21 protein-coding genes are annotated in these 18,580 nt (G+C 73.4%); 13 read left to right on the forward strand and 8 right to left on the reverse strand.

What is annotated here, in order from left to right; all coding sequences use genetic code 11:
- Nucleotides 1–102 precede the first annotated feature (102 nt).
- A complete protein-coding gene (locus ACZ6S8_RS35655) occupies nt 103–819 on the forward strand; it encodes a lysophospholipid acyltransferase family protein (RefSeq protein ID WP_469462082.1) in 717 nt (238 codons plus the stop codon).
- On the opposite strand, the gene ACZ6S8_RS35660 is transcribed toward ACZ6S8_RS35655, so the two are convergent.
- Together ACZ6S8_RS35660 and ACZ6S8_RS35665 are read right to left on the reverse strand one after the other, a co-directional pair.
- Nucleotides 756–2,321: an oleate hydratase gene (locus tag ACZ6S8_RS35660; RefSeq protein WP_469462084.1), complete on the reverse strand. Its 1,566-nt coding sequence runs from the start codon at nt 2,319–2,321 to the stop codon at nt 756–758. The genes ACZ6S8_RS35655 and ACZ6S8_RS35660 overlap by 64 nt on opposite strands.
- Nucleotides 2,322–2,423: 102 nt before the next feature.
- A complete protein-coding gene (locus ACZ6S8_RS35665) occupies nt 2,424–3,182 on the reverse strand; it encodes a hypothetical protein (protein WP_469462085.1) in 759 nt (252 codons plus the stop codon).
- A gap of 225 nt (nt 3,183–3,407) precedes the next feature.
- On the opposite strand from ACZ6S8_RS35665, the gene ACZ6S8_RS35670 reads away from it, so the two are divergent.
- A complete protein-coding gene (locus ACZ6S8_RS35670) occupies nt 3,408–3,695 on the forward strand; it encodes a hypothetical protein (RefSeq protein ID WP_469462087.1) in 288 nt (95 codons plus the stop codon).
- A gap of 48 nt (nt 3,696–3,743) precedes the next feature.
- Here ACZ6S8_RS35670 and ACZ6S8_RS35675 read toward each other — a convergent pair whose 3' ends face one another.
- Nucleotides 3,744–4,175, reverse strand: coding sequence for a GNAT family N-acetyltransferase (locus tag ACZ6S8_RS35675; RefSeq protein ID WP_469462088.1), 432 nt, complete (start codon nt 4,173–4,175; stop codon nt 3,744–3,746).
- 198 nt (nt 4,176–4,373) lie between these two features.
- On the opposite strand from ACZ6S8_RS35675, the gene ACZ6S8_RS35680 reads away from it, so the two are divergent.
- A complete protein-coding gene (locus tag ACZ6S8_RS35680) occupies nt 4,374–4,574 on the forward strand; it encodes a hypothetical protein (protein ID WP_469462090.1) in 201 nt (66 codons plus the stop codon).
- A gap of 94 nt (nt 4,575–4,668) precedes the next feature.
- Here the strand turns inward: ACZ6S8_RS35680 and ACZ6S8_RS35685 are convergent, their stop codons facing one another.
- The gene (locus ACZ6S8_RS35685) at nt 4,669–5,826 is read right to left on the reverse strand and encodes a sensor histidine kinase (protein WP_469462091.1); all 1,158 of its coding nucleotides are present in this window, start codon (nt 5,824–5,826) and stop codon (nt 4,669–4,671) included.
- Nucleotides 5,827–5,894: 68 nt separating this feature from the next.
- Nucleotides 5,895–6,557 (reverse strand): response regulator transcription factor, encoded by a 663-nt coding sequence (locus tag ACZ6S8_RS35690; RefSeq protein WP_469462092.1) that lies wholly within the window; start codon nt 6,555–6,557, stop codon nt 5,895–5,897.
- Nucleotides 6,558–6,751: 194 nt separating this feature from the next.
- Between ACZ6S8_RS35690 and ACZ6S8_RS35695 the strand changes: the two genes are divergently transcribed.
- The 7 genes from ACZ6S8_RS35695 to ACZ6S8_RS35725 all read left to right on the forward strand — a co-directional run bounded on the left by ACZ6S8_RS35695 (nt 6,752) and on the right by ACZ6S8_RS35725 (nt 13,000).
- Nucleotides 6,752–8,194 carry an ABC transporter permease gene (locus tag ACZ6S8_RS35695; protein WP_469462093.1) on the forward strand — a complete coding sequence of 481 codons (1,443 nt, stop codon included), beginning with the start codon at nt 6,752–6,754 and terminating at the stop codon, nt 8,192–8,194.
- 1 nt (nt 8,195) lies between these two features.
- A complete protein-coding gene (locus tag ACZ6S8_RS35700) occupies nt 8,196–8,867 on the forward strand; it encodes an ABC transporter ATP-binding protein (protein ID WP_469462094.1) in 672 nt (223 codons plus the stop codon).
- A gap of 128 nt (nt 8,868–8,995) precedes the next feature.
- Nucleotides 8,996–9,412 (forward strand): YciI family protein, encoded by a 417-nt coding sequence (locus ACZ6S8_RS35705; RefSeq protein ID WP_469462095.1) that lies wholly within the window; start codon nt 8,996–8,998, stop codon nt 9,410–9,412.
- Nucleotides 9,409–10,692 carry an RNA polymerase sigma factor gene (locus ACZ6S8_RS35710; protein WP_469462096.1) on the forward strand — a complete coding sequence of 428 codons (1,284 nt, stop codon included), beginning with the start codon at nt 9,409–9,411 and terminating at the stop codon, nt 10,690–10,692. The genes ACZ6S8_RS35705 and ACZ6S8_RS35710 overlap by 4 nt, the downstream gene beginning before the upstream one ends.
- Before the next feature lie 64 nt (nt 10,693–10,756).
- Nucleotides 10,757–10,936: a hypothetical protein gene (locus ACZ6S8_RS35715; protein ID WP_469462097.1), complete on the forward strand. Its 180-nt coding sequence runs from the start codon at nt 10,757–10,759 to the stop codon at nt 10,934–10,936.
- Between the two features lie 185 nt (nt 10,937–11,121).
- A complete protein-coding gene (locus ACZ6S8_RS35720; protein WP_469462098.1) occupies nt 11,122–12,282 on the forward strand; it encodes a serine hydrolase domain-containing protein in 1,161 nt (386 codons plus the stop codon).
- Between the two features lie 37 nt (nt 12,283–12,319).
- Entirely contained in the window at nt 12,320–13,000 is a 681-nt protein-coding gene (locus tag ACZ6S8_RS35725) for a DUF4230 domain-containing protein (RefSeq protein WP_469462099.1), read from the forward strand.
- Between the two features lie 130 nt (nt 13,001–13,130).
- Here the strand turns inward: ACZ6S8_RS35725 and ACZ6S8_RS35730 are convergent, their stop codons facing one another.
- Nucleotides 13,131–14,624: a class I adenylate-forming enzyme family protein gene (locus ACZ6S8_RS35730; protein WP_469462100.1), complete on the reverse strand. Its 1,494-nt coding sequence runs from the start codon at nt 14,622–14,624 to the stop codon at nt 13,131–13,133.
- 189 nt (nt 14,625–14,813) lie between these two features.
- On the opposite strand from ACZ6S8_RS35730, the gene ACZ6S8_RS35735 reads away from it, so the two are divergent.
- Nucleotides 14,814–15,224: a rodlin gene (locus tag ACZ6S8_RS35735; protein WP_469462136.1), complete on the forward strand. Its 411-nt coding sequence runs from the start codon at nt 14,814–14,816 to the stop codon at nt 15,222–15,224.
- A 244-nt stretch (nt 15,225–15,468) separates the two neighbouring features.
- Here the strand turns inward: ACZ6S8_RS35735 and cynS are convergent, their stop codons facing one another.
- Entirely contained in the window at nt 15,469–15,939 is a 471-nt protein-coding gene (gene cynS, locus ACZ6S8_RS35740; RefSeq protein ID WP_469462101.1) for a cyanase, read from the reverse strand.
- Between the two features lie 50 nt (nt 15,940–15,989).
- Nucleotides 15,990–16,583 (reverse strand): carbonic anhydrase, encoded by a 594-nt coding sequence (locus ACZ6S8_RS35745; protein WP_469462103.1) that lies wholly within the window; start codon nt 16,581–16,583, stop codon nt 15,990–15,992.
- 124 nt (nt 16,584–16,707) lie between these two features.
- Between ACZ6S8_RS35745 and cynR the strand changes: the two genes are divergently transcribed.
- Together cynR and ACZ6S8_RS35755 are read left to right on the forward strand one after the other, a co-directional pair.
- Entirely contained in the window at nt 16,708–17,643 is a 936-nt protein-coding gene (cynR, locus tag ACZ6S8_RS35750) for a transcriptional regulator CynR (RefSeq protein ID WP_469462105.1), read from the forward strand.
- Between the two features lie 67 nt (nt 17,644–17,710).
- Entirely contained in the window at nt 17,711–18,556 is an 846-nt protein-coding gene (locus ACZ6S8_RS35755) for a CPBP family intramembrane glutamic endopeptidase (RefSeq protein ID WP_469462106.1), read from the forward strand.
- The last annotated feature ends 24 nt before the right edge of the window (nt 18,557–18,580 follow it).

An 18,580-nucleotide genomic window follows, 5' to 3' on the forward strand; every position in this document is an offset into this window, starting at 1 on the left:
CATGCCGGTTGAGTACGCCTACTCATGTGGCCCCCGCGCCGCCCGCCCGATCATGGGGAGGACCAGCTCAGCGAGCCACAGCACCACCGAACGGGGCCGTCCATGCTCAGCCGAATCGCCGCCGCCGTCGTCCCCGCCTTCGGTCGGCTGACCGTCACCGCCGACCCCGCCGGGGTGCCCGCGGGCGGCGGCATCGTCGTCGCGAACCACACCTCGCTCGCCGACCCCGCCGTGGTCGTCGCCGCCCTGCGTCGGCACGGCATCGAGCCCGTGGTCCTGGCCACCGCAGGCCTGTGGAGGGTGCCCGTACTCGGGCCCGCGCTCCGGCGCGAGGGCCACATCGCGGTCCACCGGGGTACCGCCCGCGCCGCCGAGTCCCTGGAGGCGGCGGCCGCCGCCCTCGCCGCCGGCCGCAGCGTGCTGCTCTACGGGGAGGGCCGGCTGCCGGGCCGGCGGGACGCGGGGGAGTCCGCGCCGGGCCCCTTCCGCAGCGGCCTGGCCCGCCTGGCCGCCGCGACCGGAGCCCCCGTCGTCCCCGTGGGCCAGGCGGGCGTGCGCCGGCTGTGCTCCGGCGGGCGCGCGAAGCAGCTCGCCGGTACCGTCACCGCCCCGCTCCGGCGCCCCGGCCTGCACGTCCACATCGGCGCCCCGATCCGGCTCCCCGCCGAGGTTCCGGAGGCGACCGACCGCGCCCGCGCAGCCGTCACCGCGGCCTGGCGGACCGCGGTGCTCGCCCTCGGCGAGCCGATCCCGGATCAGCGCCGGTGCAGCGTCTGCAGCGCCTCGACCAGCACCCTGGGGTCGTGCTGCCCCTTGTAGACGGGCGGCGGCTGCCGGTCGAGCCCGAGCAGGGTGGCCACCGCCGTCCAGGCGGTGCGCACGGAGTACTCGACGGTGAAGACCACGTCGTCCGGTACCTCCGCGTACTGCCCGATGAAGGCCAGGTTCGTCGATCCCTCGGGCACCACCTGTGGCCGGTCGCCCCCGGAGCGCACCAGGAACTGGCTGGTGATGTACGGCATCAACGCCGGGATGACGACAGCCCCGTCGAGGATCTGCTGCCGCTGCTCGAACCGCAGGTGCCGGAGCACCTCGTCGAGGATCTCCCGGCCCGTGCACTCGGTCATGGGCTTCTTGACGAAGTCCCCCTCGCGGTCGGGGAACAGGGCGTACCCCCACCACACGAAGGTGTCCTCGGGCTGGTCGCGGAAGTGCGGCTGGTGGTTGAGGACGATGGTCAGCAGCCAGCCGGAGTCCTTGAAGGTGATCAGGCCGCCCTTGCCGGCCTCGCTGCCGCTGAACTCCTGCATCAGCTTGAAGAACGTCGGATCCTTCGTGGTGACCGTGAACGACTCCCACGTCGATTCCGCGACGGAGGAGTGGAAGACCTCGGGCCGTCCCAGCGCGGGCCGCCCGGCGGCGAGGGTCTCCCACAGCGCCCACGACCCGGCCGCCCCGGAGGTGTCCGGGACGGGCGCGGAGCCGGTGGTGCCCAGCGTGGAGTCGGCGGTCATCGACCCGTTGGTGACCATGACGAGGTCGTCCGGCCCGACCGCGGTCTCACCGCGGCGCCCGCCGCTCTCCCACACCAGCGCCTCGACGGTCAGCGCGTCGCCCGCGGCCAGCCGCAGGTCCGTGACCCGGGTGCCGAGCCGTACGGTCACCCCCTGGTCCGTCAGCCACTTCATCAGCGGGCGCACGATGGAGTCGTACTGGTTGAAGCGGGTGCGGTAGATCCCCGACATCGTGTCGAAGGTCTTGAACAGGTGGATGAACCGGTTGAGGTAGCGCCGGAACTCGATGGCGCTGTGCCACGGCTCGAAGGCGAAGGTCGTGCACCACATCCACCAGAAGTTCGTGGTGAAGAACTCCTCGCCGAAGCAGTCCGTGATGCGCTTCCCGTCGAGCTGGTGCTCGGGGGTGGCGACGCACCGGATCAGTTCGAGGCGGTCCCGCTCGGAGAAGGTCATCGAGTGTGCGTCGACCACCCTGCCCTCCCCGTCGACGAGACGGGCGTGGTCGTCCCAGGCGAAGTCCTCGTGGAAGGCGAAGGTGTCCTCGGTGACCGATTTGGACGGGTCGTCGAGGGACGGGATCGACCCCAGCAGGTCGTACGTGCAGTCGAAGTGGATCTCGAACATGCGGCCGCCCCGCATGGTGTAACCCGCTTCCGGAGAACCGGCCGCGTCCAGGCTGCCGCCCTCGCGGTCCTGTTCCTCCAGGATGGTGATGTCCCGGCCCGCGAAGCCTCCGTCGCGGATCAGGAACGCCGCCGCGGAGAGTGAGGCGATCCCGCTTCCCACCAGATGGGCCTTGGCCATCCCGGTACCTTTCTCGACCGCCAGGAGAGTCCTGGACGGCCTCGACAGTACCGATTCAGGCCGTTCCGTCCCGATGTGGCGCGCGCTGCGGACCGACCTCCCTCATCGGGTCGTGTGGCCGAGGTTCACGTGAGCGGCGGCCTCCCGGTCCCCGTCCGTGTCGATGAAGGAGACGGTCACGGGGGTGCTGCCGGCGGGACCCGCGGCGGTCGCCCGCAGCCGGTAGCGCTCGACCCGGACTTCCCCGAGGGCGAGCGCGGAGCCGCCCGTGAACAGGGACGGCGGCCTGCGGTCGTTGGCGATGCGCAGCGCGGCAGGGCGCCAGGCGCCGGAGGCCGCGTCGCGCCGTTCCAGGGCGAACCCCGCTCCGGAGCCCGCCCCGCCGCCGGACCCGTCGACGAGGGCCTCCATCTGGAACGAGACCAGGAGGTGCCGGTATCCGGCCGTGTTCCCGTTGCGCAGCGTGACCGTGAACTCCTGCGCGGGGCCGCCGCGTACGAGGGAGAGCCGGCCGCCCCGGGTCTCCACCGCGACCGTCAGCCGGGTCGGTGCCGCGGGCGGCGGCGTGGTCCGCGGGGCGGGCGCGGCGGAAGGCGCGCCGGTGGCGGGCCGGGGCGGGGCCGGCGCGGCGGACGCGGTCGACGGGGCGGTGCCCGACGGGGACGCCCCCGGCGTCGCGGCCGACGCGCTCCCGGCCGCCGGTGCGGAAGCCGGTGCGGCCGGGGCGGCGGGAACGGGCGGTGCGGAGGCCGACCCCTTCCCCGTACGGCCCTCCTCCCCGCACCCGGAGGCGCCCGCCACCAGGACGGCGGCGACGGCCGCGGCGGACAGGGCCCGGCAGGACGTGGAACGTACGGGCATGGCAGCGGGTCCCCCCGGATCGGCTGAGGCAGGAGCAGGAACCTAACAAGCCGCTCGCCCGCCGACGAGCCCGCGCGGGCATCGGACCGGCGACGGTTGGGTCACGGCGCCCGCCCCGCGACGGATCACGCGGTGGCGCACCGCCGCGGGGCGCACGGGCCGCGGTTTCGGCAGGATGGGGAGTGCCGCCGGGCCGGTCCGGTTCCGGCCGGTCGAGGAGGCGCCATGTACAGCCTGCAGATCGAGCACCCCGTCACGGACTTCGCCGTGTGGAAGGGGGCCTTCGAGCGTTTCGCCCCCGCCCGGCAGGAGGCCGGCGTGCGCGGCCACCGCGTGCTGCGGCCCGTGGACGACCCGGCGTACGTGGTCGTCGAGCTGGACTTCGACACCCCGGAGCAGGCGGAGGGCTTCCTGGAGTTCCTCACGGCCCGGGTCTGGTCCTCGCCCGAGGCCGCCCCGGCGCTGGCCGGCGCGCCGCGGACCCGCATCCTGGCGTACGAGGACCGGCTCTGACCCGGCCGCCCGGCACGCCCCGTCAGACGCGCAGGACCGCTTCCGGCGTCAGGCGAGCCGCTTCTCGAAGTTGAAGGCGGTCACGGCCAGCCGCTCCCGGAAGTAGAACCGGTGGGCGTCGGTCCGCTGGGTGCCGGAGTCGAGGGTGAGTGCCGTGCACGCAGCCTCCCGGGCGTGCTGCTCCAGGTGGGCGAGGAGCGCGCGGCCCACGCCCGTGGAGCGGGCGCTCTCCCGGGTGACGAGGTCGTCGACGTAGAGCTTGCGGATCTGGAAGGTGTTCGCGACGACCCGCCAGCCGGCCGCGCCCACGCAGCGGCCCTCCGCGTCGTACGCCCCGGAGAAGCGCAGGCCCTGGCCGTGGCCCTCCGCCAGGATCGAGCGGAACAGGTCCTCGGTCAGGTGGGTGCGCAGCTCCCGCAGTACCGGGAGCAGGTCCTCGGTCAGCCGGGGATCCCCCGGCTCGAAGTCGATGATCTTCATGGGGTCAGGGTAGTGCGCCCGGTGTCCGCGCCCTCTGCGGCAGTGCCGGGGACGGGCCGCCGGCCCTGCCGGGCAGACGTTCGCCCAATCGGCTTGCTGTTGGCCGGTCCCGGCCGTGCGGCGGGACAGCGGGACGGGTTCTCTCTAGGTTCTGGGGTGCGATTCATCCCCTTCTGTCTCCCTGTGAAAGGTGGAATCATGCGTTCTGCGCGTACCCTGTTCTCCGTCCTCGCCGCCGGTGCCCTCGTGTTCGGCGGTGCGTCCGCGGCTGCCGCCGACGTCACGGTCAACGTCGCCCCGCAGAACTCCCACACGATCGTCTTCGGCGACTGGCTCCAGTTCGCCGCGGACGACGTGTTCAACGCCGGCCACGACAACACGGTCGGCTCCGACAACTGATCCCACCGCTGCCACGCCTCGCGGCCGCCCGCGCGCTGCCACAGCCGCGGTGGCGGCCGGGAGGCCGGCCGGTGGCCTCCGCGTCCCCGCGGGCTCAGCGGGCGGGGAACGAGACCCGTACCGTCAGACCGCCCTCGGGGTTCGCCGTCGCGCCGGCGGAGCCCCGGTGCGCCACCGCTATCGAGCGGACGAGTGCCAGCCCCAGTCCGTGCCCCGCCCCCACCCGCGGCCGGGCCCGGTAGAACGGCTCGAACAGCCGGTCGGCGGAGTCCGCTTCCACGAGCGGGCCGGTGTTCTCCACCTCCAGGACCAGGCCGTCGTCGTGGTACACGGCGAGCTGCGCCTCTCCGCCCGCCACGTTGTGGCCGATCGCGTTGTCGAGCAGGTTCGTCACCAACTGCCGCAGCAGCGCGGCGTTCCCCGCCAGCAGGCAGCCGGCCTCCGCGTGCGTCCGTACGGTGACGGCGCGCCGCGCGGCCGCAGGCTCCCGGTCCCGCGCCACCTGGCGGACCAGGGCGGCCAGGTCCACCGGATCGGCGTCGAAGTCGGCGTGTTCGGCGCCCGCGAGGTCCAACAGCGCCTTGACCACCGCGATGTTGCGCTCGTTCGTCTCCCGCAGCATCGGCGCCAGCTCGGCCAGCTCCTCGCCGCTGCTGCCCGGTCCGGCGACCTGGAGGATCACCCGGGTGGTGGCCAGCGGGGTCAGCAGCTCGTGCGAGGCGTTCGCCGCGAACCGCCGGTGCGCGCCGAAGGACTCCTCCAGCCGCTCCAGCATGTCGTCGAAGGTGTCGGCGAGCCGCCGCAGTTCGTCGTCCGGCCCCACCGCGTTGATCCGGTAGGCGAGATCGCCGTCCCGGGCCTTGGCGGCCGCCTCGGACACCTCGTGCAGCGGCGCGAGCAGCCGCCGCGAGACGATCCAGCCGGCGCCCAGCCCCACCGCCATGATCACCAGGACCCCGCCCGTCGAGATGCCGAGCACCGCCGCCCACACGTCCTGCTTCGTGCGGACGAGCTTGGTGGTGGCGGCGCCCTCGTACGGACTCCCCTTCACCGGCGCCTGCACGGAGTGCGGCGCCCCGGGCAGCCCGAACGCCGGCGCCGTCGCCTCCGCGGGGCCCCTGACCACGGGGATGTCGTACGTCGGCAGGTACCGGATGCCGAAGTAGATGAGGGTCACCATCAGCGCGGCGCACACGGTGAGGGCCCCCGCGAACCCTGCGAACAGCCGCCCGCGGATGCCCAGTCGACGCACCCGCAGACCGTGCGGCGCGCGCGCCGCACGCAGGGTGCGCACATGCCGTCGCGCCGCGCGCACCGTCCTCACGCGTCGTCGAGGCGGTAGCCGGCGCCGACCGCCGTCCGGACGAGCTGCGGTTCGCCCAGTTTCTTGCGCAGGGTGTGCACCACCAGGCGGACGGCGTTGGTGAACGGGTCGGCGTGCGCGTCCCAGGCCTTCTCCAGCAGGTACTCGGCGCTCACCACCCCGCCGTCGGCCCGCATCAGCAGCTCCAGGACGGCCAGTTCCTTCGGCGTGAGCCGGATGTCGGTGCCCGCCCGGACGACCCGCCGCCGGTGCGTGTCGAGGGTGAGGTCGGCGAAGGCCAGTACGGGGGCGTACGCGACCGGTCCGCGCCGGTACAACGCCCGCAAGCGGGCCACCAGTTCGGGAAGGTCGAAGGGCTTGGCCAGATAGTCGTCGGCGCCCAGCGACAGCCCGGCGACCTTGTCCCCGAGACGCCCTGCCGCGGACAGCATGAGGATGCGGCAGCCCGGGTCGAGGGTCTGCAGGCGCCGGCAGACCTCGTCCCCGTGCACCTCCGGCAGGTCCCGGTCCAGGACCACCGCGTCGTAGTCGTGGACGGCCAGGTGATCGAGGGCGGCCCGCCCGTCGTGCACGACGTCGACGGTCATGGCCTCGCGGCGCAGGCCGATCTCCAGGACCCGCGCCATGTAGGCGTCGTCCTCCACCACCAGTACCCGCACGCTTCCCGTCCCTCTTCCCGTTCCCGCGCCTCCCGCGCCCGGACTCCTGGATATCAGAGCACGGATGTGCACGGTGTTTGATTCCGCGCGGGCGGCCGCCGAACTCGGAACACGGCTCAAATCCCCGGGAACCTAGCGTGGTTCTCCGTTCCCGTGAAACACATTCGAGCGATGGCCGGAAGGATGAGAAACCGATGAATTTCTTGAAACGGGCGGGATGGCGGCTCGCCGCACAGTGGGGAAAGACGGTCATGCTGACCGGTCTCTTCTTCGTCGTCTGCACCCTCGTGCTGTCCGGATTCCTCATCCAGGCCGCGGCGGCCCGGGCCGCCGAGAACGCGAAGCAGAGCGTCGGAGCCGTCGCCACCATGCAACTCGACCTGAATGCCCTGATCAATTCGGGCAAGGCGTCGAAGAACAACGGCGCGGCTCCCGGCCTCATCGGAGCGGGCGGTGACCTGCACCGCAACCTGGTCGACCGGATATGCACCTCGTCCGTGGTGACCCAGTGCAACTATTCCACCGATTCGGGCGCCAAACCGACCGACCGGATGAAGCTCTACAAGCCGGTTCCGCTCCCGGCCGGGCAGAAGGACGACGGCCTCGACTTCTTCAAGGCCGAAGGAATCCGCGATCTCGACGCCGTGTCCTCCTTCCGGAACGGCGACGACAAGCTGACCTCCGGCAAGGGCATCAAGCCGGACAGCGCCGCCGACGAGGTCGTCATCGAGGAACGGCTGGCCAAGGCCAACGGGCTGGCGGTCGGCGACAGGATCACCCTCCGGATCGGCGAGATGCCGGCCGCCGGACAGGAGCCCGACACCCGACAGTTCGAGTTCGTCGTCGGCGGCGTCTACAAGAGCGGCACCCCCGACTCCGGCAGCTACGTCCCCGCGATGATGGACCCCGCCAACCAGATCTACGTGACCCCGGAGGGCGGCAGCAAGCTGCTCGGCAAGGACACCGCCGCCGACGGCGGCGTCGTCAAATCGGCGACCTTCACCCTGCGCGGTCCGGACGACCTCACCCGGCTCCAGGCGGACGCCGAGGCCGCCGGCGCGGACCTGGCGATCTTCCCGCTGACCGTCAACGACAAGGCGTACCGGACACTGGTCGGCCCGATCGGGAAGACCGCCGCCTTCGCCACCGTCACCGTGTGGCTGGTGGCCGTCGCCGGCACCGCGATCCTCGCGCTCGTCGTCGCCTCGAACCTGCGCGAACGCCGCAAGGAACTGGGCATCCTCATGTCGCTCGGCGAGCGCAAACCCAGGCTCCTCGGCCAGCACCTCGTCGAGGTCGCCGCCTGCGCGCTGGTGGCCGTCGCCTTCGCCGCGGCCGGCAGCCAGTTCCTCTCCCAGGCCATCGGCGACCGGCTGCTGTCCGGCGAGGTCTCCTCCGCCCGGGCACAGGCCGCCTCCGAGGACCGGGCCCCGGACCCCGCCTCCCTCAACGGGATGAAGACCGGGGACGACGCCGAGAAGGTCGAGCCCATCGACCGCATCGACATCCGCACCGGCCCCGCCGACATCGCCAGGATCGGCGCGACCGGCCTGGGCATCGCCGCGCTCGCCACCCTCGTCCCCGGCATCCGCGTGCTGCGCCTCACCCCCCGCGACATCCTCTCGAAGGGAAACTGACGTGGCCGCGATCCTCGAACTGGCCGCCGTGAGCCACACCTACCGCTCCGGCTCCGGCAAGCGCACGGTCCTCAAGGGCATCGACTACGGCTTCGAAGCGGGCCGGATGTACGCGGTCGTCGGCCCCTCCGGCAGCGGCAAGACCACCCTGCTCTCCCTCGCCAGCGGCCTGGACTCGCCCACCGCCGGCACGGTCCGCTTCGACGGCCGCGACGTGCGCGAGCTCGGCCTCGCCGCCTACCGCAACCGGCACGCCGCGACCGTCTTCCAGTCCCTGAACCTGCTCACCTACATGACGGCCGTGCAGAACGTCACCTCCGCCATGGAGATCACCGGGGTGAAGGGCCGCCGCCACCGGCAGCGAGCCGTGGAACTCCTCGACCTGCTCGGCATCGACCGGGGCGACCAGAACCGCCGTACCCTCCAGCTGTCCGGAGGCCAGCAGCAGCGGGTCGCCATCGCCCGCGCCCTCGCCTGCGAGGTCGACCTCCTCTTCGCCGACGAACCCACGGGCGCCCTCGACCACGAGACCGCCGCGGACATCATCGAGGTGTTCCGGGGGCTCGCCCACGACGAGGGCAAGTGCGTCGTCGTCGTCACGCACTCCCAGCAGGTCGCCTCGGCCTCCGACGAGGTCCTGCGGCTCAAGCGGGGCAAGCTGTCCCCCCGATAGGCGGCATTCCGCGACACCGTCGCGCGCGGCCGCGGCCGACGTGTCGAAATGGGAGGAACGGCTCCGACGTCCCGTGCGAAAGGCCCCCGCCCGCGTCGGGGCCCGCGAACAGCAAGGAGTGGCACCCCATGAAGTACATGCTGATGGTCCTCGGGAAGCAGTCCGACTACGAGGCCATGGCCGGCCGGGCGAGCGAGGGCAGCCCCGCCTGGTCCGAAGCCGACCTGAAGGCGATGTTCGACCACATGGGCGCCCTGAACGACGACCTCGCCGAAGCGGGCGAGTGGGTCGACGGCCAGGGACTCGCCGAACCCCGGCAGGCCCGCCTGGTCACCGCCGGGGCCGACGGCGCCCCGGTGGTGAGCGACGGACCGTACGGGGAGACCAAGGAGGTCCTGGCCGGCTACTGGATCGTCGACGTCCCGGACTTCGCCCGGGCCGCCGAGATCGCGGCCCGGGCCCACGCCTGCCCCGTGCCCGAGGGCGCACCGAATCCCCCCGTCGTCGTCCACCCCGTCGGCGGTGCCTCGGGGACCGAGATGTGACCGATGCCCCCGGCCCCGGACGCGGTACCCCCGCGTCCGGGGCGGCCGCCCCGGACGAGGACCTGCTGCGCCGCCTGGTGCCGCAGGTCCTCGGCGCGCTCGTCCGCCGCTACGGGCACTTCGACGCCGCCGAGGACGCCGTGCAGGAGGCCCTGCTCGCCGCCGCGCGGCAGTGGCCCGCCGAAGGCCGCCCCCGCAACCCGCGCGGCTGGCTGATCCGGGTCGCCTCGCGCCGGCTCGTCGACCGGCTGCGCGCCGACGACGCCCGCCGGCGCCGCGAGGAGACCGCCGCGGCGCTGACCCCGCGCGACGCGTTCACCGCCCCGCCGCCGGGCGAGGACCGGGCCCCCGCCGAGGAGGACACGCTGGCCCTGCTCTTCCTGTGCTGCGGCGCCGAGCTGTCCGCCGAGGCCCGCACCGCGCTCACCCTGCGCGCCGTGGGAGGTCTCACCACCGCCGAGATCGCCCGGGCCCACCTCGTCCCGGAGGCCACGACGGCCCAGCGGATCAGCCGCGCCAAGCGGCGGATCAAGGCCTCGGGGGCGCCGTTCGGCCTCCCGGACGCCCCGGAGCACGCCGACCGGCTCGCGGACGTCCTGCACGTCCTCTACCTGATCTTCAACGAGGGCTACACCGCCACCTCCGGCCGCGACCTCCTGCGCCCCGACCTCGCCGCGGAGGCGATCCGCCTCACCCGGCGCGTCCACCGCCTGCTGCCCGCGGACGCCGAGGTCGCCGGCCTGCTCGCGCTCATGCTGCTCACCGACGCCCGCCGCGCGGCCCGTACCACCGCGGACGGCAGCCTCGTTCCGCTCGCCGAACAGGACCGCACCCGCTGGGACCGCGCGGCCGTCGCCGAGGGGGTCGCGCTGCTCACCGACGCGCTCACCCGCGGCCGGCCCGGTCCCTACCAGCTGCGCGCCGCGATCGCCGCCGTCCACGACGAGGCCGCCCGCGACGAGGACACCGACTGGCCGCAGATCCTCGCCCTGTACGAGGTCCTGGTCCGGATCGTGCCCGGCCCCGCGGAACAGCTCGGCCACGCCGTCGCCGTGGCCATGGTGCACGGGCCGCACCGGGCCCTCGCCCTGCTGTCCGACCTGGACCGCGACGGCCGGCTGGCCGGGCACCACCGCCTGGAGGCCGTACGGGCCCACCTGCTGGAGCGGGCCGGTGACCTGCCGGAGGCCCGCGCGGCCTATGCCAGGGCGGCCGGGCTCACGCTGAGCATCCCGGAGCGCCGCTACCTCCAGGCCCGGGCGGCCCGTATCGGTGAGTGACCGGCGGCGTCCGCATGACGGACACGGCACACGACTGTCAGACCCGCCGCCTACTCTTGATCACGTGAGCCCGACCCCTGACACCACCGCCCCCGAGCGTCCCCTCGCCGAGATCAACGCCGACATCCGCTGCCTCTTCGCCCGCGCCGAGGGCCGCCTCTCCGAGGCCGAGCGCGTGCGTCACGCGACGCTGCTCCAGGAATGGGCCGCGGCGATAAGGGCCTCGGTCGTACCTGCGGCCTGACGGCTCTTGGAGCCCCGCGCACCCACCCCGCGCGTTCGTCCTCCGCGGGCCCGGCCCTTCACGGGCCCGCGCGAGTAACCCGTACCCGCCGCCCTCGCGCCGGACCGATGAATCCACGGCCCGGCGGCAGTCTTCTCCTACGAGTCCTACGCGTCCCACGAGCACCCGTACGCGAGAGAAGCGAGATGGTGGACATGACCGACCTGCACGGCCTCCTCCAGGCACACGTCGAGGACGGATCCCTCCCCGGCGCGGTGGCCCTGGTGGCCCGCGGCGACGACGTCGAAGCGGCGGCCGCTGGCTCCGTCGACACCGCCGGCTCGGCGCCCATGACCCGCGACTCCCTCTTCAGGATCGCCTCGATCACCAAGCCCGTCACCGCCGCGGCCACGATGATGCTGGTCGAGGACGGCCTGCTCGCCCTCGACGCGCCCGTCACGCGCTGGCTCCCGGAGCTCGCCGCGCCCATGGTGGTCCGCACGCCGTCCTCGCCCGTCGACGACGTGGTCCCCGCCGAGCGCCCGATCACCGTCGAGGACCTCCTCACCTTCCGCGCCGGATACGGATTCCCCTCCGACTTCTCGCTGCCCGCCGTCCAACTGCTCTTCAGCGAGCTGAAGCAGGGCCCGCCGCAGCCCCAGCACGTCGCCGACCCCGACGCGTGGACGGCGGCCCTCGCCCGCATCCCGCTCCTCCACCAGCCCGGCCGGGCCTGGCTGTACAACACCTGTTCCGACATCCTCGGGGTCCTCCTCGCCCGCGCCGGCGGACAGCCGCTCCCGGACCTCCTGGCGGAGCGCGTCTTCGAGCCCCTCGGCATGGCCGACACCGGTTTCGCCGTACCGCCGGCCCAGCTCCACCGACTCGCCCCGTACTACCGGACCGTCCCCGGCGGCGCCCTCGAACTCGTCGACGCCCCCGACGGCCAGTGGGCCCGTCAGCCCGCCTTCCCCTCCGGGGCGGGCGGCCTCGTCTCCACCGCCGACGACTGGCTCGCCTTCGGCCGGATGCTCCTCGCCGAAGGCGCGCACGCGGGCGGCCGGCTGCTCGCCCCGGAGTCCGTGCGCCGGATGACCACCGACCACCTCACGGCCGGGCAGCGCGCGGCGGGCGCCCTCTTCCTGGAGGGCCAGGGCTGGGGATACGGCGGCTCGGTCGACGTGGAGCGCACCGACCCGTGGAACGTCCCGGGCCGCTACGGCTGGATCGGCGGGACCGGCACCGCCGCCCACGTGGTCCCCGCCACCGGAACGGTCACCGTCCTCCTCACCCAACGGGAACTGAGCGGCCCGTCCTCGCCCGACCTGATGCGCGACTTCTGGCGGTACGCCGCGGCAGGCCGCTGAGGGGGGTAGCGCCGCGCGGACGGGGCATCCGGAGGGCATGGAGACTTCCACTCAACTCCGCGAAGAACCGGGGAAGTCGGCGAGATCCGGCTCCCGGTGGCTGGTGCGGACGGCCGCCGTGCTCGTCGCCCTCGCCGCGCTGCTCGTCATCGCGGGCCGTTTCAGCCTGGTCCCCGGCTTCGGCTCGCTCTTCGGTGACGAGACCCGTGACCGGACCGGCCCCGCCGTGCTCAAGTCCATCCAGGACATGAGCCGGTACGAGGGGGCGGCCGGCAACTACCAGGTCGTGGTGGACCTGGAGAAGGACGCCAAGCTGCTCCCCGACGCCATCCGCGGCACCCGCACCCTGTACGTGGGCGCCGGCACGGTCAGCGCGTACGTCGACCTCGGCCGGCTCGGGCAGCAGAGCGTCACCGTCAAGGAGGACCGCACCGAAGCCGTCCTGAAGCTTCCGCACGCCGCGCTCGGCGACCCCGCCCTCGATCCCGCCCGGTCCTACGCGGTGTCGAAGGAGCGCGGGCTCCTGGACCGGCTCGGCGACTTCTTCTCCGGCAACCCGTCCGGCGAGCAGGCCGTGCAGAAGCTCGCCGTCCGGCACATCGCCGACGCCGCCCGCGACAGCGGCCTCACCCAGCGGGCGGAGAAGAACACCGCCGCGATGCTGGAGGGACTGCTCCGCTCGCTCGGCTTCAGCCGGGTCACCGTCACCTACGTCTGACCGGGTGCCGGTCACCGGCCTCTGACCGCGTGACCGTCACCCACCTCTGACCAGGGCGCCGTCACCCACCCCTGGCCGGTCACCGTCACCCACGCCCGAGGGGTACCGCGGCCGGCCCCCGGGAGTCCGGCTACGGCAGCGCGCCGCCGGCCAGGCGCTCCCGGAGCAGCCGCTTGTCCGGCTTGCCGCGTGCCGTCAGCGGGATCTCCCGTTCCCAGAACACCGCCGTGGGCCGGTGCGCCGGAGCCAGCGCCTCCTCCACCAGGTCACAGGCTTCCTCGGCCGTCTCGGCGCTCCCGGTCCGGCCTGCGGACGGCACGAGGAACGCGCACACCTCCTCGCCCGTCACGTCGCTGTGCCGGCCCACCACCACTGCCCGCGCCACCCCCGGATGCCGGGTCAGCGCCGCCTCGACCGGGACGCAGTACACGTTGTCCCCGTCGACCATCACCACGTCCTTGACCCGGTCGTCGAGGTACAGGTACCCGTCCGGCCCGAGGTGCCCGAGGTCGCCCGTCCGCAGCCACCCCCCGCTCAGCGCCTCCTCCGTCAGGTCGGGCCGGCCCCAGTACCCGGCCATCATCGCCGCCGAGCGCATCCACACCTCGCCCGTACGCCCGTCGGGCACCTCGGCGCCCCGCTCGTCGCGGACCCGGACCTCGACGCCCGCGACGGGCCGCCCCACCGAGCCCGCCAGCTCCGGCCGCCCGGCCACCGCCGCCTCGTGGTCGGCGGGGGTGAGCCGGCAGATCACCGCCGCCTCGTTCATGCCGTAACCCTGCTGCCACCGCCCGCCCCAGCGGGACACCGCCTCCCGCAGCCGCTCGGGGTGGACGGGCGAGTCGCCGTACGAGACCGCCTCCAGGCCGGGCACTCCGGCGGCGGTCTCCGGGTCGTCCAGCAGGCGGTAGACCATCGAGGTGGTCAGGTACGTCGAGACCCGCCCCAGACGCCGGCAGGCCGCGGCGAACTCCCGCGGTTCGAACGGGTCGAGGACCTCCACCCTGCCCCCGGCCCGCAGCTGCTCCATGCACCGCCCGCCGGACCGCTGCGCCAGGGAGGTGACCGACAGGTACACCGGGTCCGCCCACCCCGCGCCGCGCACCGAGTTCCGCGCGGCCATCGCGCCGAACGTGGAGGCCACCCCCTTGGGCAGCCCGGTGGTGCCGCCGGTGTAGGTCACCCGCGCCACGTCGTCCTCGCGGGCCCGTACGGGAACCACCGCGGCCTTCCGCCCGGCGGCCCGCCCGAGCAGCTCGTCCAGGCCGAGCCGGAGCGCCCCGGTGGCCGGCACCGGCACGTCGTGCACCACCAGGTCGGGCCGGCAGTCCCGCAGGATGAAGTCCAGCCCGGACAGGGCCGGTCCGGCGAGGACCTGCGTCAGCCGGGCGCCCAGTACGTGCGCGGCGAGGCGCACCTCCAGCACCTCGGGGCGGTTGCGGCCCGTCACGCAGGCGAGCCCCGAGCCGCGCCCGACCCCCGCCTCCGCGAGCGCCCCCGCCAGCCGGTACGCCGAGTCCAGCACCTCCGCGTACGAGGCGACCCGGGGCCCGACGCCGATCGCCGGCCGCTCCGCGTACCGCTCGAACGAGCCCACCAGTTCCGTGACATACCGTGCGGCCACCACCTGCCCCACCCGCCCTTCCGTGCGTTCCGGCCGACCGTACAGGCCGCGCCCGGCGCTCCGCCCCCGCGGCCGGGGGGCGCCGCCGCACGGCTGATCGGGTGAAGCTGCGGAACCTGTCGGAGGTCCGTGCGTTGATCAAGGCGCTCACCACCGTGCACTCGTGCAACAGAAAGACCTTGAACCATGATGATCAAGAAGATGATGGCCACCGCCGCCGCCACCGCGTCGATCCTGGGAGCCGGCGCCGCCGTCGCCGCCCCGGCCATGGCCATCGGCAACGACAACGGCGTCAACACCGTCAACGGCAACGGTGCCCAGCAGATCTACGGCAACCAGAAGACCGCCGGTGACCTGAGCCCGCAGCTCGGCCTGGTCCAGGGCACGCTGAACAAGCCCTGCATCGGCCTGCCGGCCAAGCTGAACGCCCAGTCGCTGGTGGCGCTGGTCAACGTCGGTGTCCAGGACATCAACGTCCTGTCCAACCCGCAGAACCAGCAGTGCACCGAGAACTCCACCCAGGCCAAGGGCGACGAGCCGCTCTCGCACATCCTGGACAACATCCCGGTCCTCTCGGGCAACCTCTCCGCCGGCAGCTGACGCAGTCCCCTCTGCGAGCCGGGGCCTCCGACGCCTGCGCGAGTGCCCACGGGGCCCCGGCTTGTCCCACCCGGATCCACGCGTCCGAATCTCCGCAGGCGTGCGCCGGCCGCAAGGCCGTCCAGGCGGGCACCGCACCGCACACCCCAGAGCCTCCCGTCCCTCGTCAGGGGCAGGAGGCTCTTCGGTGTGCGGTGTGCGGTGTGCGGTGTGCGGTGTGCGGTGCGCTCGGCGCGTAGGCGGGTCAGAAGGGCTTCGTCGGAAGGTACTTGCCGTCGAGGGTGATGACGGCGCGCTCGCCGCCCTCGGGGTCGGCCACCTTGCGGACGTCCAGCGTGAAGTTGATCGCGCTGATGATGCCGTCGCCGAACTGCTCGTGGACCAGGGCCTTCAGGGTGGTTCCGTAGACCTGGAGCATCTCGTGGAACCGGTAGATCGTCGGGTCGGTCGGGATGCCGCCGGGGATCGAGCCCCGCGTCGGGACCGTCTGCAGGAGCCGTACGGCGTCCTCGTCCAGGTCCAGCAGGGCGGCGACCGCCCGCGCCGAGGACTCGGGCAGGGCGTGCTGGCCCAGCAGCGCGGCGGTCACGTAGGCCACGGACAGTCCGGCGGCGTCGGCGAGCCGCTGCCAGGAGAGGTCCCGGCGGGTCTTGGCGTCGACGACGGTGACGGCGAGGGCCTGGCGGGCGGTGGGGTCGAACTGGGCGTGCAGCACGAGGGGTGTCCTTCCGTGGACGGGTGGGGGTGGGGGAGGGGTGGTGCGGATCAGGCGGGCAGAGCGGCCGCGGGCGTCGCGACGTCCGCGACGCCGCCGGTGGGAATGTCGTAGACCCAGCCGTGCAGGGTGAGGTGTCCGGCCGCAAGGGCGCGGGCGACGGAGGGGTGGGTGGCGAGGTTCGCCAGCTGGGCGCGCACGTTCTCGCGGACGAGCGCCTCGACCCGGCCCGGACCGGCGTCCGCGGTGCGGGCCACCGAGGCGTCCGCGTGCCGCAGCCAGCCCGCCACCGACGCGGCGCCGCTCAGGTCAGTGCCCTCGGCCAGGGCGGTCATCGCCCCGCAGGCGGAGTGCCCGCAGACCACGATGCCGGTGACGCCGAGCACGGCGACGGCGTACTCGATGCTGGCCACCACCCCGTCCGGGCCCGGTGCGTAGGCGGGGACGAGGTTGCCGGCGGTCCGGACGACGAACAGCTCGCCGGGCTCGCTCTGGGTGATCAGTTCCGGCACCACGCGGGCGTCGGAACAGCCGATGAACAGGGTGGCCGGCCGGTGCGTCGCGGCGAGGCGGGCGAAGAGGTCCGCCTTGGCCGGGAAGACCTCCTGCTGGAAGCGTGCGACGCCGTCCGAGAGATCGTGCATGGTCACTCCCTCTGGTGGGGTGCGCCCCGTCGGGGCCTGACGGGTTCCACCATGCATGAGCTGCATCTATTGTGTCTAAGACGCACTATCCATGTCTGCCATCGATGCCATCTATAGTTGCGGCATGGCTCTGGAACTGCGTCACCTCCGCTACCTGATCGCCGTCGCCGAGCACGGCAGCTTCACCCGTGCCGCCGAGGAGTTGCGGATCTCCCAGCCCACCCTCTCCCAGCAGGTCAAGCAGCTCGAACGAACCGTCGGCGCCCAGCTGTTGGACCGCAGCGGCCGCGCCGTCCGCCTCACCGACGCCGGCGCGACGTACGTCCACTACGCGCGCGGCGCCCTGCGCGACCTCGCCGCCGCCGAACGGGCCGTCCTCGACCTCGCCGACCTGTCGCGCGGCCGCCTGCGCCTCGCCCTGACCCCCACCTTCTCCGCGTACCTCCTGGGACCCCTCGTCGCCGCGTTGTACGACGCCCACCCCGGCATCACCCTCGACGTCCGAGAGATGCCCCAGGACCGCATCGAGGCCGGACTCCTCGCCGACGACCACGACCTCGGCATCGCCTTCCACGGTCCCCACGCGGCCGGGATCGCCGCCGCGCCGTTGTTCACGGAGACCCTCGGGCTCGTCACGGCGGCCGGTGCCGGGGCCCCGGAGCCGAGCGGACCGCTGCCCGTGCGTGAGCTGGCGGGCCATCGACTGGCCCTGCTCAGTGGCGACTTCGCCACCCGCGGACACGTCGACGCCTACCTCGCCGCCCACGGCGTGCGGCCGCACACCGCCGTCGAGGCCAACTCGGTGCAGGCGCTCACCGAGATCGTCCGGCGGACCTCGCTGGTCACCGTGCTCCCGGACGCCGTCACCGACGACCACCCGCACCTGCGCCCCGTGCCCCTGGAGCCCGCGCTCCCGCCGCGCACGGTGGTGCTGCTGCGCCGGGAGGGCGCGTACCGGAGCGCGGCGGCCCGCGCCTTCACGGACCTCACCCGCGAACTCGTCCGGGCCCGCGGCTACCCGCCCGCCGTCCCGCCGGCCGCCGGGGTCCCCGGGGCGTGAACGGCCGGGGGGTTCTGGTGGCCTATTGTTCGATAGTTCGAAAAGGGTAGGAATCGTGAGGAGTGTCATGGTGCAGCGAGTCGACGGCGGGCCGGTCGTCGTCCCCGGGCGAGGCTTCTTCGAGAGGCCGACCCTGGGGAAGGCCGTCCTGGTGATCGCCGGGTATCTGGCGTACTACCTGCTGGTCGGACTCGCCGTCGGCGCCGTCTTCGGCGACGAGGTGGACAAGGACAACGTGCTGGCGACCGGCGCCGGCATCTTCTTCGGCCTCGTGCTGCCGATCGGGATCGGCGCCGTGACCCTGGTCGGCTTCACCGCCTTCATCGGCCGGCTGCGCTCCGTCTTCGGCAGGCAGCCGGCCGCGGGCCGTCCCTGGATGTGGATCGGTCCCGGACTCGTGCTCATCGCCGTGGTCAGCCACGCCGCGGCGACCGACTGGAGCACCTGGCGGCCCGAGCAGATCCTTCTCCTGGCCCTCCTCGGCGTCTGCGTCGGCCTCGCCGAGGAGCTCGCGACCCGGGGCCTCGCGGTCCAGATGCTGCGCGGTGCCGGCCACTCCGAGCGGTTCGTGATGGTGGTGTCCTCGCTCCTGTTCGCCCTCATGCACGTGATCAACCTGCTGTCCGGGATGAAGGCGAGCACGGTGCTCCTGACGGTCGTGTACACCTTCGGATTCGGCGTGTGCATGTACCTCGTCATGCGTCTCACCGGCACCATCTGGTCCGCGATCGTCCTCCACGCCCTCACCGACCCGACGACCTTCCTCGCCAGCGGTGGCGTCGACGAAGCCGTCACGGATCACACCGGTGGCTGGTCCCTCCTCGCCTCGGCGGCGACGATCCTCATGATCGCGTTCTCGCTGGTGGCCGTCTTCCTGGTCCGTGAGGACCGCCGCGCCCCCGCCCCCGTGTGACCGCCGGGCGGGTGTCGCGGGCCG

It is taken from the genome of Streptomyces sp. NPDC048461, assembly GCF_055587105.1.

What these genes read in the sequence shown, in the direction of transcription:
- ACZ6S8_RS35720 (WP_469462098.1), top strand. Translation starts at nt 11,122, where the DNA reads ATGGTGGACATGACCGACCTGCACGGCCTCCTCCAGGCACACGTCGAG.
- ACZ6S8_RS35725 (WP_469462099.1), top strand. Translation starts at nt 12,320, where the DNA reads ATGGAGACTTCCACTCAACTCCGCGAAGAACCGGGGAAGTCGGCGAGA.
- ACZ6S8_RS35755 (WP_469462106.1), top strand. Translation starts at nt 17,711, where the DNA reads ATGGTGCAGCGAGTCGACGGCGGGCCGGTCGTCGTCCCCGGGCGAGGC.
- ACZ6S8_RS35665 (WP_469462085.1), bottom strand. Translation starts at nt 3,182, where the DNA reads ATGCCCGTACGTTCCACGTCCTGCCGGGCCCTGTCCGCCGCGGCCGTC.
- cynR (WP_469462105.1), top strand. Translation starts at nt 16,708, where the DNA reads ATGGCTCTGGAACTGCGTCACCTCCGCTACCTGATCGCCGTCGCCGAG.
- ACZ6S8_RS35705 (WP_469462095.1), top strand. Translation starts at nt 8,996, where the DNA reads ATGAAGTACATGCTGATGGTCCTCGGGAAGCAGTCCGACTACGAGGCC.
- ACZ6S8_RS35670 (WP_469462087.1), top strand. Translation starts at nt 3,408, where the DNA reads ATGTACAGCCTGCAGATCGAGCACCCCGTCACGGACTTCGCCGTGTGG.
- ACZ6S8_RS35655 (WP_469462082.1), top strand. Translation starts at nt 103, where the DNA reads ATGCTCAGCCGAATCGCCGCCGCCGTCGTCCCCGCCTTCGGTCGGCTG.
- ACZ6S8_RS35660 (WP_469462084.1), bottom strand. Translation starts at nt 2,321, where the DNA reads ATGGCCAAGGCCCATCTGGTGGGAAGCGGGATCGCCTCACTCTCCGCG.
- ACZ6S8_RS35745 (WP_469462103.1), bottom strand. Translation starts at nt 16,583, where the DNA reads ATGCACGATCTCTCGGACGGCGTCGCACGCTTCCAGCAGGAGGTCTTC.
- ACZ6S8_RS35675 (WP_469462088.1), bottom strand. Translation starts at nt 4,175, where the DNA reads ATGAAGATCATCGACTTCGAGCCGGGGGATCCCCGGCTGACCGAGGAC.
- ACZ6S8_RS35735 (WP_469462136.1), top strand. Translation starts at nt 14,814, where the DNA reads ATGATCAAGAAGATGATGGCCACCGCCGCCGCCACCGCGTCGATCCTG.
- ACZ6S8_RS35695 (WP_469462093.1), top strand. Translation starts at nt 6,752, where the DNA reads ATGAATTTCTTGAAACGGGCGGGATGGCGGCTCGCCGCACAGTGGGGA.
- ACZ6S8_RS35680 (WP_469462090.1), top strand. Translation starts at nt 4,374, where the DNA reads ATGCGTTCTGCGCGTACCCTGTTCTCCGTCCTCGCCGCCGGTGCCCTC.